Raw genomic sequence first — 15784 nt, forward strand, 5'->3', positions numbered from 1 at the left:
CGCGCGTGGCGGGGGCGGCTGCGCCGATAGGGTGGCCCTCGTGGTGGAGATCACGAGGGCCCTGCCCGGGGACGCCGGGGAGATCCTCACCCTGCAGCGGGCCGCGTACGTGACCGAGGCACAGCTCTACGGCGACCCGTTCCTCGCGCCGCTGGTGGAGTCGCTCGACCAGGTGCGTACGGTGATCGAGACGGGGATCGTGCTGAAGGCCGAGGACGGCGGGCGCATCGTCGGCGCGGCCCGGGGCCGGCTGTCCGGCTCGACCTGCCTGGTGGGGCGCCTCGTGGTCGCGCCGGACCGGCAGGGACGGGGGGTCGGCAGCGCGCTGCTGGCCGCGATGCACGAGGCCGTGCCGGAGGCGACGGCGTTCGACCTGTTCACGGGGCACCTGTCGGAGGGGAACCTGCGGCTCTATCGCCGCCTCGGCTATCGCGAGACCCGGCGGGAGCGGGTGCAGGACCACCTGACCCTGATCCACCTGCGCCGGACGGCCGAGGCGAGCACGCCCTGAGCCGTTGGGCGGCCGGCAACGGGGTGCACGGTGCTCCCGACGCCGCCCCTGGATGTTCCACACCCGCGCGACGCGGGCGAGGAGAGGCTCAGGCGAGCCGATACCCCACGCCCGGTTTCGTCGTGACGACCGGTGGTTCGCCGAGCTTGCGGCGCAACCGGCCGATCGTCACCGTCACCGTATTGGTGAAGGGGTCGGCGTTCTCGTCCCAGACCCGCTCCAGCAGCGCCTCCGCGCTCAGGAAGCCGGGGCTCGCCCGCATCAGCGCCTGTAGCAGGGCGAACTCCTTCACGGACAGGTCGAGCCGCCGGCCGTCCCGCACGACGGTCCGGCGCACCGGGTCCAGCTCGATCCCGGCCGCGCGCAGAATCCGCGGGCGCGCGTCCGGTTTACGACGGGCCAGCGCCTGGACACGCAGGACCAGCTCCGGGAAGTGGAACGGCTTGGTGAGGTAGTCGTCCGCCCCGAGGGTCAGGCCGGTGACGCGGTCACCGGGTGTCCCGGCGGCCGTCAGCATCAGCACCATCGGGCGGTCCGGCCGCTCTGTGATCATCTGGCACAGCGTGTCGCCGTGCAGGCCGGGCAGATCACGGTCCAGGACCACCACGTCGTACGCCGTGAGGTCGAGCTTGGCGGCGGCGGACAGCCCGTCGTGACTGATGTCGACGGCCATCCCCTGATCGCGCAGGCCCTCGGCGACGACCTCGGCGAGCGACCGTGCGTCTTCGACGACCAGGACCCTCATGCCCCCACCTCGGCCGGGACCGGGACGGACGGCAGCGCGATCGACACACGCAGGCCTCCCCGCGGCCGCGCGAGCAGTTCGAGCCGCCCGCCGTGGGCGGCCGCGATCGCCGCGACGATGGACAGCCCGAGGCCGGAGCCGTTCTCGGACCCGGTGCGCTCCTCGCCGAGCCGCTCGAACGGCTGTGCGATGCGGTCCACATCCCGCTGATCGAGGACGCGCCCCCCGGTCTCCACGACGAGCCGGACGCCGGTGTCCTCCCGGAAGGTCTCGAGCCGGATGAAGCCGTCGTCCTCGTTGTGCGTCACGGCGTTGTCGACCACGTTCTCCACCATGCGGGAAAGCAGCGCGGCGTCGCCCGGCGTGACCATGCCTGCCCGCAGATCCTCGGTCACGTTGAGCCGTTTCGCCGCGATCCCGCCGGTGCGATCGGCGACCGCCCGCGCGGCCAGCCGGGCCAGATCGACGTCGGCGGCACCGGTCAGCGCGCCGTGCTGAGCCCTCGCCAGCACGAGGAGACCGTCGAGCAGCCGGTCCACCAGGTCCAGCTGCGTACGCAGCCGGTCGCCCAGGACGAGCGTCTGCCGCGCCACGCCGGGCTTGGCCACGGCGACGTCGAGTGACGCCCGCATGGTCGCCAACGGAGTCCGCAGCTCGTGCGAGGCGTTGGCGACGAACCGGCGCTGGGCGGCGAACGACGCCTCCAGCCGCCCCAGCAGGTCGTCGACGGTGTCGGCCAGGTCCTTCACCTCGTCCGCCGGGCCGCTGACGCTCAGCCGCCGGTGCAGGTCGTCGGCGGTGATACGCCGGGTCGCGGCGGTGATCGTCCGCAGCGGGCGCAGCACCCGGCGGGCGAGCGCCCGGCCGGCCAGCACGGAGACGACCGCCATCACCGTCAGCGCGAGCAGGGAGCCGGCCAGCAACTGCCGGGAGTGCTGCGCGTTCACCTCGGCCAATTGCTCCTGTAGATGGCGAACGTGCTGGTGCAGCTCGTCCGGGCCGCCCAGGGGTGTCGGTTGCCGGTCGACGGGGACGCTGTGTCTTCCCTCGCCGGCGAGCAGGAAGGTGAGCGACAGCAGTCCGATTCCGGAGACGAGAAACACTCCGGCGTACAGGATCGTGAAGCGGAGTCCCACGGTCCCGTTGCGCAGCCTGATCACGCCTCCAGCATGCCGGGCCGGACCTAACAACGGGGTGACAGCGGCGGTTCGGGCGGTGTTGGGCCGGCGCCCGTAGAACGACGGCATGCTCATCGGAGAACTTCTCAAACGGGAGTGGACGGCCTTCCGCCGCCCCGCCCGGCTGATCGCCCTGGCCGCGGCGGCCCTGATCGTGATCGCCGCCGGCCTGCTCCACGCCCTCGGAAACCGGGTGTCCTGCGCGGGACCCTGCCCGGCCGACGCGACCGCCGCGGACGGCTCGATCGTCGGCGACCGGTTCTGGTTCCTGCACCGCGATCTCGGCCGGGAGGGCTCCATCACCGTGCGGATGACCTCGATGACCGGCACCATCACCTATCCGCCGCCCCGCCACGACCGGATCGTCTCCGGCCTGGTGCCGTGGGCGAAGGCCGGGATCATCGTCAAGGACGGCGTCCGGCAGGGCTCCTCCTACGCGGCGCTCATGATGACCGGCGGGCACGGCGTGCGGATGCAGTACGACTACCGGCACGACATCGCCGCGGGTGAGGGCGACCTCACGCCACCGTTCCCGCGCTGGTTGCGCCTGACGCGCTCCGGCGACACCGTCACCGGTTTCCAATCGGCCGACGGCCGGCGCTGGCAGGCGGTCGGGACGGTGAAACCGGCCGGTCTCCCGGAAACGGTGCAGGTCGGGCTGTTCGCCACGTCCCCCGGCGATCTCACCCTGCGGAAGGTCGGACTCGGCGGAGCGGTCGAGGAGAGCCGCTTCACGCAGGCCACCGGCGTCTTCGACCACGTCACCGTCGTGGGCGCGGCCGCCGGCGCATGGCGCGGCGAGGCCGTCGGCGAGATGAACCAGACCGACTGGGAGAAGCACCACAACGCCTCCGGCGCGGTAGAGAAGGACGGCGTCGTCACCGTGAGCGGGACCGGCGACATCGGCCCGAGCGGGAGCGAGGGGACCGTCCCCGTCGAGAGGACGCTGCCCGGCCTGGTGATCATGTTGATCATCGTCATCGTCCTCGCCGCCCGATACGGCGCCCGGCCGGACACGGCGGCAGGTCGCCGGGTCCTGGCCGCCAGGGGCGTGGTGGTCGGCGCCGCGACCATCGCGGCCGGGCTCGCCGCCGTCGGCGTGGTCCTGCCGGCCGGCGTCGCGATCCTGCACGGCAACGGCGTCCCCGTGCAGCCGGTCTCCGCACTGACCGGCGTCCGGGTCGTGGCCGGGACCGCGGCCGTGCTCGCTCTCTGCGCCGTCCTCGCGTACGGGCTGGGTGTCCTGCTGCGGCGCGGCTGGGCGGCGGTGACCCTCGCGCTGTCGCTGGTCGCCGCGCCCTTCGCGGTGACCGCGTTCCCCTTCCTGCCCGATGACGTGTCGCGATGGCTGCTGCGGCTCACCCCGGCCGCGGGCTTCGCCGTCCAGCAGACGGCGGTGGAGTATCCGCAGGTGGTCGCCCACTACGCGCCGTCCGCCGGTTACTTCCCGCTCCCCGGCTGGGCCGGTGTCGCCGTGTTGTGCGCGTACGCGCTGGCGGTGGCAGGGTCGGCCGTGATTCGCGCGCCGGAAAATCGGCTCGCGGACCGGCGACAGCGCGTCGCCTCCGTGTGCCCGGCGCCGCCGTGACCTCCGGCCGCGAAGGACCGAGTCGGGCATACCGCGATCCGCCCGATAGGCTGCGGGACGTGCTGAAGGTTGGGCTCACGGGCGGCATCGGTTCGGGCAAGAGCGAGGTGTCGCGCAGGCTCGCGGCCCTGGGCGCCGTCGTCATCGACGCGGACAAGATCGCCAGGGAGGTCGTGGAGCCGGGCACCCCCGGGCTCGCGGAGATCGTCGAGGCGTTCGGCGAGCACGTGCTCCGCCCGGACGGCACGCTGGACCGGGGACGGCTCGGCGCCGTCGTCTTCGCCGACGGCGAGAAGCTGAAAGTCCTCAACGGCATCGTCCACCCGAAGGTGGGCGAGCGCACCCAGCAGCTCCAGCGGGAGGCCCCGGACGAGGCGGTCGTCGTCTACGACGTGCCGCTGCTGGTGGAGAACGACCTGGCCGCGCTCTATGACGTGGTGATCGTCGTGGACACGCCGGACGATGTGCGGCTGGAGCGCCTGCTGCGGTTCCGGCACATGCCGGAGGCGGACGCCCGCGCGCGGATCGTCGCGCAGGCCTCGCGCGAGGACCGGCTGAGGATCGCCGACATCGTGATCCGCAACGAGGGATCCCTGGACGACCTGGACGCCCAGGTCGACAAGATCTGGCAGGACCTGAGCGCCCGGGTCTGCGCAGGAGGCTGACCCAGCTGTCCGTGCGCGGGAAGTCGCACGACTGTCCACCCCCTTGCGGATCTACAACGTAAAGGCGACGACGGTCAGGCCGAGCGTGCGGGCGCCCCCCACCCTCGCCGCGCGCGCTCGGCGGCGCCTTCCGCCCACGACCGTTGGGCGCGGAGGCCCAGGCCGTGGAAGTGATGCACGCCGTGCTCGGTACGAGGCGCTGCCGGCCGCGTCCGCGACCACTGCGATCTCCGGCTCAGCTCCGAGGTACGGCGTGCGGCGGCTGCCGAAGGCGCCGGTGGCGGGGACGTCAGGCGGCGGGGCGTTCGCCGGCGGGGCGGCGGCGGAGATCCGCGCGCTGGAAGGCCGGAGGCACATGGGCCTGGTCGAGGGTGCCGACGTCGGTGCCGGGCGGGACGATCTCGTCGATCCGGTCGAGGATGTCGTCGGTGAGCGCGACCTCGACACCGGCGAGCAGGTCGTCGAGGTGGCTCATGGTGCGCGGCCCGATGATCGCGCTGGTCACGCCGGGATGAGCGATGGCGAACGCCATGGCGAGGTGGGTCGGCGGCAGACCCGCCTCCTGGGCGAGCGCGATGAACCGCTCGACGGCGTCGAGACGGTGCTCGTCGTTGAGGTGCCTGAGGATGCCGGCGCGGCGGAGTTCGTTCTGCCGCCCCTTGCGGACGCGGCCGGTGAGCAGCCCCTGCGCGAGCGGACCCCACACGAGCGTGCCCATCCCGTAGCGCTGCGCGACCGGCAGGACCTCTCTCTCGATGCCGCGGTTGAGGAGCGAGTAGGGCGGCTGCTCGGCGCGGAACCGCTCCAGACCGCGCCGCTCGGCGATCCACTGGGTTTCGACGATGTCGGAGACGGGCATCGCGGACGAGCCGATCGCGCGGACCTTCCCGCTGCGGATCAGGTCCGAGAGCGCGGAAAGCGTTTCCTCGGTGTCGGTGTCGGGGTCCGGCCGGTGGACCTGGTAGAGGTCGATGTGGTCGGTCCGCAGGCGGCGTAGCGAGTTCTCGACCGCGGTCATGATCCAGCGTCGCGAGGCGCCCTGCCGGTTGGGATCGTCACCCATCGGACGGCTGAACTTGGTCGCGAGGACCACGCTGTCACGACGCCCTTCGAGCGCTCTGCCGACGATCTCCTCGGAATCGCCGTAGACGTCGGCGGTGTCGACGACGTTGATCCCCGCGTCCAGCGCCTTGTGGATGATGCGGATCGAGTCGTCCGGGTCGGGGTTGCCGACGGCCGTGGCGAACATCAGTGTGCCGAGCGCATAGGGACTGACCTTGATACCGGTCCGGCCGAGTGTGCGGTAACGCATGCGAATCACGCCTTCCTTGTCAGAGATGCGGGTCGTTCGTAGTGGTGGCGAACCCGCGGAACAGCCGGAGTGCCGCGCGCGGCGCCTCTCCGGGGCTCGTCTCGCCGCCCCTCGCGGTGGCCGCCGGTCCGCCGAGCCGGTCTTCAGCATGGGGCGCCGCGGGCGCCGGCGGGAGAGACGCCCTTATCCGGGGACGGGCGATCCCTGGCTGTGTCCGGAGTCCCGGGGCATGGTGGGGACGTGGACAGAACCGAACTGGCCGATTTCCTGCGCCGCTCCCGTGCCCGGCTCGGCCCTGCCGACGTGGGGTTGTCGCAGGGGGCGCGGCGGCGCACCCCCGGACTGCGCCGCGAGGAGGTGGCCCAGCTGGCAGGCATGTCCACCGACCACTACACGCGGCTGGAGCAGGCCAGGGGCTCGCGCCCGTCCCGCCAGATGCTCGCCGCCGTCGCCCGCGCGCTGCGGCTGACCGGCGACGAACGGGATCACCTGTTCCACCTGGCCGGCGAGGAGCCGCCGCGGGACCGGCCGGCCACTGAGCATGTCCGTCCCGGCCTGCTGCTCGTCCTCGACCGGCTGATCGACACCCCCGCCCGGGTGGTGAGCGACCGCGGCGACGTCCTCGCACAGAACGCGATGGACAAGGCGCTTCACGGTGACGTGTCCGCCCTCCCCGAGGCGGAGCACAACGTTGTCTGGCGCTACTTCACGGACCCGTCCGCGCGGGAACTCTTCCCGGCCGAGGACCGTGACCGCGCCGCCCGCACGGCGGTGGCGGATCTGCGCGCCACGCTCGCCCGCCGTCCGGACGACGCGCGGCTGGCAGGGCTCGTACGCCGGCTCCGCGCCCGCAGTGAGGAGTTCTCGGCGCTGTGGGACACCCACGACGTCGCCGTGCGCCGCGCCGACGTCAAGCGCTTCCTGCATCCGGTCGTCGGCCTGCTGGAGCTGGACTGCGAGGTGCTGCTGAGCCCGGAGCACGACCAGCGGCTGGTCGTCTACACCGCCCGCCCTGGCAGCGAGTCCCACGATCGGCTGGAGCTGCTTCGGGTGGTCGGCCTCCAGGACCTGAGCCACTGAGCGGTCCGCCGGGCCGCGAGCAGGGCTCCGTCTTGCGCTTCTCGGCTAATGTAATTAGCCTATTAGCTATGAGTATGAGCCTGGAGGACGGCGTGACCGAGTTTCTGAAGATCGGTGAAGGCGAGATCGCGTACGACGTGACCGGGGAGGGCCCGCTGGTCGTGATGGTCCCCGGCATGGGGATCACCCGGAACACCTACCGATTCCTCGCCCCGGCGCTGGCCGCCGCCGGGTACCGCGTGGCGACCATGGACCTGCGCGGGCACGGCGAGTCGAGCCTCGGCTGGGACTCCTACACCCGCACCGACACCGCCGACGACATCGTCGCCCTGATCGAGCACCTGGGCGGGCCCTCCGTCGTCGTCGGGCACTCCTTCGCCGGGGGATCGGCCACCATCGCGGCGGCGCAGCGGCCCGAACTGGTCACCGCCATCGTGGAGATCGGCCCCTTCACCCGCGCCCAGAAGCCCGACCTGGGCGGCCTGCTGAGCAACGGCCGCTACCGCAAGGGCATGACGCGGCTCATGGGCGTGGCGCTCCTGCGCAGCATCGGGCTCTGGAAGAGCTACCTCGACCTCGCCTATCCCGGTGTCAAGCCCGCCGACTGGGCGGACTACATGGCCGCCCTGGAAGGCGACCTGCGCAGGCCCGGCCGCATGGCCGTGGTGAGCGTGATGGGCGCGTCCGCGCCCACGGACGCCGGCGCCCACCTCGACGGCATCCGGTGCCCGGCCCTGGTGGTGATGGGCACCCGCGACCCCGACTGGGCCGACCCCCGCGCCGAGGCGGACGGGATCGTCGCCGGCATGCCGGCCGGGCTCGGGAAAGTGGTGATGATCGAGGGCGCCGGGCACTACCCGCACGCGCAGTACCCCGACGAGGTCGCCGCCGCGATGCTCGCCTTCCTCAAGGAGCGGGTCCATGGCTAGGGCGGCCCTGTCCCCGGACGCCGTCGTCGACCTCGCGCTGCGGATCGTGGACGAGGAGGGCCCCGACGCGCTCACCCTGTCCGCGGTCGCCGGGCGGGCGGGCGTCGCCACGCCTTCGCTCTACAAGCACGTACGCAACCTCGCCGAGCTGCGCGTCCTGGTCTCCGGGCGGGTGCTGGGCGAGCTGACGGAGGTCGCGAGCGAGGCCGTGCTCGGCAGGTCCGGTGACGAGGCGCTGCGTGCCCTGATGGACGGCTGGCGCTCCTACGCCGCCCGGCATCCGCACCGCTACTCGGCGCTGATCCAGGCGCCGCAGCCCGAGACGGCCGAGGCGGGCGACCGGCTGGTCGGCATCATGGTCGCCGCGCTGCGGGCGTACGGGCTGGAGGGCCCGGCCGCGATCCACGCGGTCCGCTGCCTGCGCGCCGCCATGCACGGCTTCGCCGTCCTGGAGGCCGCGGGCGCGTTCCAGCTCGCCGAGAACCTCGACGAGAGCCACGCCCTGCTGGCACACATGGTCCTCTCAGGGCTCCGCGCGTCACGCTAGTGCCGCGACCGACAAGATTTGCCCGGGGCAAAGATTGGCGGGAGTGGCACTAGAACGGCTCGTCGAGGGCCAGCCGCCTGACCTCGGGCAGGTATTCGTCCAGCTCGCCGGGCTCGAACCGGCACATGGCGATCACGTACCAGAACTGGCCCGTCACGTCGCCCTCCAGCTTGTACAGCCCGCCGGGCGAGAACGCGGCCCATCCCTCCGGCAGGCCGAGCAGAGTCGCGCGGCGTTCACGCCGCGGGACGTCCCACAGGATCACGACACCGTCGTCTCCGGCGCTGGCGAGCAGGTCGCCGGAGGGGTGGAACGCGACCGACCAGACGCGGCGGCCGTGCCCGGCGAGGACGCCGACGCGCGCGCCGGAGGCCGGGTCCCACAGATGGACGGCGAGGTCGTCCCCGGCGGTGGCCAGCAGGTCGCCCGACGGGCTGAACTCGGCCGTCCACAGCCGCCCGCCCCCCGCGAGCACGTGCAGGCACTCGCCGGTGGCGACCTCCCACAGGCGGGCCGTCCCGTCGTTGCTCGCGCTCACCAGCAGGTCGCCCGACGGGGAGAAGGCCACCGCGTACACCCGGTCGTCGTGGCCGCTCAGCGTCGCCGCCCACTGGCCGCTCGCCACGTCCCACAGCCGGACGTCGCGGTCGTCGCACCCGGTGGCCACGAGCTCGCCGCCGGGGCTGAAGGCGATCGACCTGACCCGCCCCCGGTGCCCGGAGAGGTTGGCGACCTGCCGCCCGGAGGGGCGATACCACAGCCGGACGCTGTCGTCGTCGTTTGCGGTGGCCAGCAGCTGCCCGTCGGGGCTGAACGCCTCGGCCCACACATGGTCGGTCTCCACGTTGAGCTCGCGCTCGTACGTCCCGGCCACCGGGTTCCACAGGTATACGCCGCCGTCGTTGCTCGCGGTCGCCAGCAGCGGGCCGGCCGGGCTGAAGACGGCCGACACCAGCCGGTCCGCGGTCCCCGTGAGCGACCGCAGGCGCCGTCCCGTGACCGGGTCCCACAACCGTACGTAGCCGTCGTTGCCGCAGGCGGCGAGCATGCCGCCGTCGGCGGAGAAGCGGACCGACGTGATGCGGCGGCCGTGGCCGCGCATCGTCTGGACGCACTGACCGGTACGCGGGTCCCACAGCCGGGCGGTGCCGTCGTTGCTGCCGGTCGCGAGCTGGCGGCCGTCCGGGCGGAACGCGAACGGCCACACCGAGCCCCGGTGCCCGGTCAGCTCGGCACGCGCCTGACCGGTCCGGTGGTCCCAGAACCGCACGACGCCGTCGCTGTCACCGGTCGCGAGCAGCTCGCCGGTGGGATCGAACAGGACCTGGTAGACGGCGCCGCGATGCCCGGCGAGGCTCCCGGCGGCAGCGCCCGTGACCGGGTCCCACAGGCGTACGGCTCCCTCCGTGTCGCCGGAGGCGAGCAGCAGGCCCTCCGGGTGGAAGGCGAGGGAGTAGATCCGGCCGGGGTGACCGGTCAGCTCGTGCAGCGCGGCCCCGGTGCGGGGATCCCAGATCCGCAGCACGCCCTGGCCGTCTCCGGCGGCCAGACGGGTGCCGTCGGGGCTGAGGGCCAGGCGGTAGACGGCTCCGCTGTGGCCCTGGAGGTGGTGGCGCACCTGCCCGGTGGCGAGGTCCCACACGCGGATCGCCCCCGCGCTGTCGCCGGTCACCAGCAGCCCCGGGAGGAACACGGCCGTGTAGATCGGGACGGTGTGGCCCGGCAGCTCGCACACGAGCTCCCCGGACGCCCAGACCCGCATGACCCCGTCCGCGCCGCCGGCCGCGATCAGGTCGCCGGAGGTCACCACTGGCCACACGCCCTCGGGATGGCCGGGCAGGACGTGCACCGGCTCTCCGGTGGCCGGATCCCACACCCGGACGGTCCCGTCGCTCGCGCCGGTCACCAGCCCGGCCTCGCCGTAGGCGACCTTGTAGACGCGGCCTCGGTGGCCCTGCAGCGTACGCAGGGCGGACCCGGTGACGCTGTCGCAGATCAGGACGCCGCCGTCCTCTCCGCCGAGGGCGAGCACGCCGCCGTCGGGATGGTAGGCGACCGGCTCGGGCAGGCGGCTGCTTTCGAAGTGGTAGCCGTAGGGCACGCCGACGACGGCGGGGGCCAGTTCGGCGCCGACCCGTCCGTCGTGCGTGCCGGGGACACCCCGCGGGACACCGTCGGTCCCGGGTACGGCGGGCGCCACGGCGGCGCCGCGCAGCTCCGGAGCTCCCCGGGGGACACCGGTGACGTCGATGAGCGCCGCCCGGTCCCAGCGGCTGCCCTCGATGACGGCGTCCCGCAGGTCGGCACGGGCGAGCCTGGCCCGGGTGAGGTCGGCCCCGCGCAGGTCGGCGCCGACGAGGACGGCCTCGTCGAGGCGGGCACCGGCCAGGCGGGCGTCCCTGAGCACGGCGTGGGACAGGTCGGCTCCGACGAGCCGGGTGTCGGTCAGGTCGGCGCCGGTGAGGTCCACGCCCTGCAGTTCCCGGTAGGACAGGTCCTCGCCGCTGAGCCGGGCTCCGCGCAGGTCGGTCCTGGCCGAGGTGCGCAGCCGGGTGGTCACCTTGATGGCGTTGGCCCGCGCCACGTCGCCCGCCCCGGGGAAGGCGAGCGTGCGGGCCGCCCACGCCTGCAGTCGCGAGGCGTCGGCCAGGTCGCACAGGAAGTCGACGGCCAGCGCCGACAAGGGCCGCAGGCCCAGCCCCGGCACGAGACCGGTGCCGAGCGACTCCGCCAGGTGCCGGGCCACCAGCCATTCCACGACAGAGGCGTGGATGAAGCCGAACAGTCCCTCGTCCGTGCGGACCAGCAGGCTGCCGGCTCCGACGGCGTGCACGGCCTGCTCGGGCGTCAGCCGCGTGTTTCCCTGCGCCCGCCATGTCTCCGCGCCGGGCGGCCCTCCGGGAGATCGCGCGCCGGACCTCGCGGCCGCTTCTCCCGGGGCTCCCGCACCGGACGGACGCGACGTCACCGGATAGGTCCGCTCCGCCTGCCCGGGCTCAGCCTCCCCGGGGCCCGCGTCCGGCGTGCCCCGGCCGCCGCCCGGTTCGTACGGCACGGGATTGCGGGCGTCGGCGGCCAGGCCGGTGAGCGTGTCGGCGACCTCCGCCAGCTCCGCCGGCCGCAGGTAGGCCTCGCCGGTCTCCCACAGCCGCAGTGCGAGTGTGGTCGCGGCCCGCCACAGCTCCTCGCGGGTCAGCCCGCCGGGGGCCCCGGCCACGCCGCGTACGCGCTCCTCCTCGAAGGCAAGCCAGGTGTCGAGGATCTCCTGGTAGAGACCGGCGGCGCTGATCGCCTCCCCGGCCTGGGCGACGGCGCGCAGCCTTTCGGCGGGCAGGTCGGCGATGAAGCTGAGCATGCGGGGGTTGTGCGCCAGGCCGAGCAGGTCGGCGATGCCCGTGAGCAGGGCCATGCGTTCGTCGGCCGCCTGCCGCGAGCCATACCGGTTGACCAGGTACGCCCGGATCTGCTCCTCGGTGAACTCCTCGATGCTGAGCACCCGGCGATTCGGCAGCAGGCCGACCTTCTCCCCGAGGGCGGTCATCACCTGGCTGCGCGACTTGAAGTGCTGGGTGCGCCCGGCGACGACGATCTTCGCCTTGTCCTCCGCCGCGCGCAGCAGCGTGTCGAGGTGGTCGGCCGCCCGCTCGTACGTCACCCGGGTGACCAGTTCGTCGAAGCCGTCGAACAGCAGCACGATCCGGCCCTGGCGCAGCATGTAGTGGAACGCCTTGAGGTCGATCAGCTCCTCGCCGTGGTTCGCGAGGTGCGCCGCGACCAGCCCGGCGACCGAGTGCGCCTTGTCGAGGGCCCGCAGCTCGATCAGGATCGGCGTGAGGTGCGGCAGCTCGGCGGGGATGCGCCTGGCCACCTCGCGCAGCGAGAACGTCTTGCCCCGGCCGAAGTCGCCGAGCACGAGCACGAACCGTCCGTGGTCGGTCGCGAGCAGCCGCATCAGCTCGTCGGTCAGGTCGTCGCGCACCTCGCCGCCGGCCCGGTCGAGCTCGCGGAACCGCTGCGGCACGTACAACTCGGGCGGGTAGCGGCGGTCGCCCCGCAGTCTGGCCGTCTGCCCGGCCACGTAGGACGACAGGTCGAGCAGGCCCTGGAACTCGGTGAAGCTGCGCAGCCGCAGCCCGCGGCGCAGGGCGTCGTCGCGTAACGCGCGGGACGGCTGCGGGCCCTGGTAGACCAGCTCGGCGGCGTGCTCCAGCCCCGCGGCGTGGACGTGACCGAGGAACGCCTCGACCCGATCCTGGCTCAGCTCCCCGGCGTGCGCGCCGATCAGGACCTGGCGGACGAACCCGTCCTCGGGGTGGGTGACGAGCAGGCGCGGCGGGTCGCCCGCGACGCGGCGGATCTTGGCCCGCTCGAATCGGGTCTCGCAGACCTCGGCGATCCGGTCCAGCAGCAGGTCGGCCGGGCCCGCGGGCTCCTCCGGCTCCTGTGCCGGCGGTTCCGGAGCCGCCGGGGAGGGGGCCTGCGGCCGCCAGCCGCGCCAGCCGTACGGCACGACCTCGGGGTCGCCCAGCTCCGGCCGGTCCCTGGTCCACCGGCGCAGCCCCTCGGGGGTGAGCTGGAGAATCTGATGACGGCCCGGGGCGAGCGCGGGCACGCACGGCAGCCCCTCCAGGTCCCAGACCTCCTCAGGGCCGCCGCGCCGGGGGCCCCGCCCGTGCACCAGCAGGTCGAGCCGGGAGCCGAGCAGCCGCTCGAGGGTGGCGGAGTCCCGCAGCCCGGGTCGCGGGGGGTGGGCGACGACGCCGATCCGCAGCCAGCCCTCGAACGGCCGCAGCCGCTCGGCGAACCACGCCGCCTGGGCCTCGCCGACGAAGCCGTAGTCGTCCTCCTCGCGGTGGCTCATCGCGATCGTGGAGTTGATCCCGGCGACGACGGCGCGCAGCTCGGGCAGCTCGAACAGCGTCCAGGGCTGCGCGCTGTCGAAGGCCGGGCCGTCGAGGCCCTGGTACAGCTCCGCGAACAAGGTGGAGAAGTGCCGCCACTTCGGCCAGTACGGCGGCTGCGGGCGCACGTCGTCGGCCTCGCAGGTCGCGAAGTAGGCCCGGCAGGCCGCCTTGGTGACGTCGCGCGGCCCGGGGACGACGACCAGCCGCCCGGGTTCCAGCCCCAGCAGCACGCGCAGCCCGGTGAGGAACGCCAGCGCCTGCTCGCACTCGCGGATGCTGCCCGACTCGGTGAGGTCGCCGGTCACCATCAGCAGGTCGGGCCTGGGCACCCCGGCGTCGGCGAGGCGGGTCAGGTCGGCCCACACGCTCGCCTGCAGCTCGCCCGCGTCGAGCGGCTCGTCCGCCTCGGCCAGCCCGCGCCCGAACCGGGGCCCGGCGACGTGCAGCACGGTCACAGAGGAGGCGCCGCCCGCGCGCTCGGCCGTCGGGAACGCCGGCTCGGCGGCCGGGGTGCGCCGGGCCCGGCGCACCCGTACGGCGGGGGGCGCGGGGTCGGCGGGCGGCTGGAGGGCATGCGCACCCGGCCCCGCGGGGAAGCGGGGCGGCTCGGCCGGCTTGGCGCGCCCGGCGAGCGCCTGCCGGATCCGGGTCAGCAGCAGCCGCCGCGCCTCGGCGGGGTCGGTCACGCCGAGGAGGTCCACCCAGGTGATCGTGGACAGCAGTCCGTCGAGCGGGCAGTCCTCCAGCCGGACCGTCACGAGCTTGTTGGACGGGTTGCCGGGATCGGCGCGCAGCGCCGCCTGCCATTCGAGCCTGCCGTACCGCGAACCCAGGTAGTTGCGGGTGAGCACCGCGACGACCAGGTCGGCCTCGCTCACCCCGCGGTCCATGAAGTCGATGAAGTTGGTGCCCGGCACGAAGTCCCACGCCTGCAGCATCGTGCGGTAGCCCGCGGCTTCGAGCTGCCAGGCGATCCACGTCGCCCACCGCTCGTCGGCGGGGGAGTAACTGACGAAGATCTCGGTCCGCGCGTCCCCCCGCCCGCTGTGCGTCATGAGGCCCAGTATTACCGCTGCCACCGACGCTTTGGAGGGGTTCGATCATCCTCGGGACGGCGAGATAGGGTGTGCGCGTGGCGACCGGGCTGCGGAGACTGAGCGTTCTCGACTGGATCAGGTTCGGGCTGCTCGCGGCGGGCCTGGTCTTCGTGGCCACCGGCCTGCTGCCGGCCGAGGAGGCCAGGGACAGCATCGAACGCATCGCCCCACTCCTGCTGTTCCTCGGCGCGGTGATCGTGCTGGCGGAGCTGACCAAGGAGGCGCAGGTCTTCGACGTCATCGCGACCCGCATCGCGATCGGCGGCCGGGGCAGCTACGCCGTTCTCTTCCTGTTCTGTACGGCTTTCGCCTCGCTCGTAACGATCTTCCTGAACCTGGACACCACGGCCGTCCTGCTGACTCCGGTCATGCTGGCCCTGGCGCCGCGCGCGAAGATCGCGCCGCTGCCGCTCGTGATGACCACGGTCTGGCTGGCCAACACCGCGAGCCTGCTGCTGCCGGTCTCCAACCTCACCAACCTGCTCGCCATGGATCGGGTCGCGCTGACCACGCAGGAGTTCGCCGCGCGGATGTGGGCGCCCCAGGTCGTGTCGATCGCGGTGACGATGGCGTTCCTGTGGGCGTTCTACTGGCGGCGCGGCGAGCGGGGCGAGGACCGCTACGTGCCTCCGCCTCCGGTGCCGGTGGCCGACCGGGTGCTGTTCGGCGTCGCGGGGGTGGCGTGCCTGCTGTTCATCGCCGCGCTCCTGGCGGGGGTGAAGATCGAGGTCGCGGCCCTCGTCGCGGCGGTGGCGGTGGTCGGCGCCTTCGCCTGGCGCGACCGCGCCAAGCTCGTGTGGGGCCTCGTCCCATGGCGGCTGCTGGTCTTCGTCACCGGGCTGTTCCTCGTGGTCCCGACGCTCAGCCGCCTCGGCCTGGCGGACGTGATGCGCGCGCTCGTCGGCGCGGGCGGCGACGGGGACGGCGCCTACCGCGCCGCCGCCGCCGGGGCCGGCCTGTCCAACGTGCTCAACAACCTCCCGGCGTACGTCGCGGGTGAGCAGGTCATCCCCGCGGCGAACCACACCCAGCTGCTGTCGCTGCTCGCGGGCACCAATCTCGGCCCGGTGATCACGCCCTGGGGCTCGCTCGCGACGCTGCTGTGGTTCGAGTGGTGCCGGCGGGGGGACGTGCGGGTGCCGCTGGCCAAGTTCGTCGCCACCGGCGCGGGTCTCGCCGTGACCGGTCTCGCCGCGACGGTGACCGTCTTGATCCTCACCGCCTGATT

At 73.4% G+C, this 15784-nt stretch carries 11 protein-coding genes; 7 read left to right on the plus strand and 4 right to left on the minus strand.

Annotated features, from left to right (window positions below):
• The first annotated feature begins 40 nt into the window (after positions 1-40).
• A complete protein-coding gene (locus tag ACQPZZ_RS15440) occupies positions 41-511 on the plus strand; it encodes a GNAT family N-acetyltransferase (protein WP_432932629.1) in 471 nt (156 codons plus the stop codon).
• Positions 512-599: 88 nt separating this feature from the next.
• On the opposite strand, the gene ACQPZZ_RS15445 is transcribed toward ACQPZZ_RS15440, so the two are convergent.
• Together ACQPZZ_RS15445 and ACQPZZ_RS15450 are read right to left on the minus strand one after the other, a co-directional pair.
• Complete coding sequence (locus tag ACQPZZ_RS15445; protein ID WP_363636578.1) at positions 600-1256, minus strand: response regulator transcription factor; 657 nt, start codon at positions 1254-1256, stop codon at positions 600-602.
• A complete protein-coding gene (locus ACQPZZ_RS15450; protein ID WP_432932632.1) occupies positions 1253-2416 on the minus strand; it encodes a sensor histidine kinase in 1164 nt (387 codons plus the stop codon). Before ACQPZZ_RS15450 ends, ACQPZZ_RS15445 begins: the two co-directional genes overlap by 4 nt.
• An 85-nt stretch (positions 2417-2501) precedes the next feature.
• Here ACQPZZ_RS15450 and ACQPZZ_RS15455 point away from each other — a divergent pair, with 85 nt between their 5' ends.
• The gene (locus tag ACQPZZ_RS15455) at positions 2502-4022 is read left to right on the plus strand and encodes a hypothetical protein (RefSeq protein WP_432932634.1); all 1521 of its coding nucleotides are present in this window, start codon (positions 2502-2504) and stop codon (positions 4020-4022) included.
• A gap of 59 nt (positions 4023-4081) precedes the next feature.
• Entirely contained in the window at positions 4082-4687 is a 606-nt protein-coding gene (gene coaE, locus ACQPZZ_RS15460; protein WP_432932636.1) for a dephospho-CoA kinase, read from the plus strand.
• A 289-nt stretch (positions 4688-4976) separates the two neighbouring features.
• Here coaE and ACQPZZ_RS15465 read toward each other — a convergent pair whose 3' ends face one another.
• Positions 4977-5999, minus strand: a complete 1023-nt coding sequence (locus ACQPZZ_RS15465; RefSeq protein WP_432932638.1) for an aldo/keto reductase — start codon at positions 5997-5999, stop codon at positions 4977-4979.
• A gap of 240 nt (positions 6000-6239) precedes the next feature.
• On the opposite strand from ACQPZZ_RS15465, the gene ACQPZZ_RS15470 reads away from it, so the two are divergent.
• The 3 genes from ACQPZZ_RS15470 (at position 6240) to ACQPZZ_RS15480 (ending at position 8555) form a co-directional block, all read left to right on the plus strand.
• Positions 6240-7079, plus strand: coding sequence for a helix-turn-helix transcriptional regulator (locus tag ACQPZZ_RS15470; protein ID WP_432932640.1), 840 nt, complete (start codon positions 6240-6242; stop codon positions 7077-7079).
• A 68-nt stretch (positions 7080-7147) separates the two neighbouring features.
• Positions 7148-8008 carry an alpha/beta fold hydrolase gene (locus tag ACQPZZ_RS15475; RefSeq protein ID WP_432932642.1) on the plus strand — a complete coding sequence of 287 codons (861 nt, stop codon included), beginning with the start codon at positions 7148-7150 and terminating at the stop codon, positions 8006-8008.
• Complete coding sequence (locus ACQPZZ_RS15480) at positions 8001-8555, plus strand: TetR/AcrR family transcriptional regulator (RefSeq protein ID WP_432932643.1); 555 nt, start codon at positions 8001-8003, stop codon at positions 8553-8555. Before ACQPZZ_RS15475 ends, ACQPZZ_RS15480 begins: the two co-directional genes overlap by 8 nt.
• A 49-nt stretch (positions 8556-8604) precedes the next feature.
• Here the strand turns inward: ACQPZZ_RS15480 and ACQPZZ_RS15485 are convergent, their stop codons facing one another.
• Complete coding sequence (locus ACQPZZ_RS15485; RefSeq protein ID WP_432932645.1) at positions 8605-14514, minus strand: TIR domain-containing protein; 5910 nt, start codon at positions 14512-14514, stop codon at positions 8605-8607.
• A 77-nt stretch (positions 14515-14591) separates the two neighbouring features.
• Between ACQPZZ_RS15485 and ACQPZZ_RS15490 the strand changes: the two genes are divergently transcribed.
• Complete coding sequence (locus ACQPZZ_RS15490; protein WP_432932647.1) at positions 14592-15782, plus strand: SLC13 family permease; 1191 nt, start codon at positions 14592-14594, stop codon at positions 15780-15782.
• The last annotated feature ends 2 nt before the right edge of the window (positions 15783-15784 follow it).

The organism is Microbispora sp. CA-135349, from assembly GCF_050947365.1.
In the GTDB taxonomy this organism is placed as follows: Bacteria; Actinomycetota; Actinomycetes; order Streptosporangiales; family Streptosporangiaceae; genus Microbispora.

Excerpts from the sequence above, each read along its gene's own strand:
- ACQPZZ_RS15445 (WP_363636578.1), bottom strand. The coding sequence starts at position 1,256 with ATGAGGGTCCTGGTCGTCGAAGACGCACGGTCGCTCGCCGAGGTCGTC.
- ACQPZZ_RS15455 (WP_432932634.1), top strand. The coding sequence starts at position 2,502 with ATGCTCATCGGAGAACTTCTCAAACGGGAGTGGACGGCCTTCCGCCGC.
- ACQPZZ_RS15465 (WP_432932638.1), bottom strand. The coding sequence starts at position 5,999 with ATGCGTTACCGCACACTCGGCCGGACCGGTATCAAGGTCAGTCCCTAT.
- ACQPZZ_RS15475 (WP_432932642.1), top strand. The coding sequence starts at position 7,148 with ATGAGTATGAGCCTGGAGGACGGCGTGACCGAGTTTCTGAAGATCGGT.
- ACQPZZ_RS15480 (WP_432932643.1), top strand. The coding sequence starts at position 8,001 with ATGGCTAGGGCGGCCCTGTCCCCGGACGCCGTCGTCGACCTCGCGCTG.
- ACQPZZ_RS15485 (WP_432932645.1), bottom strand. The coding sequence starts at position 14,514 with ATGACGCACAGCGGGCGGGGGGACGCGCGGACCGAGATCTTCGTCAGT.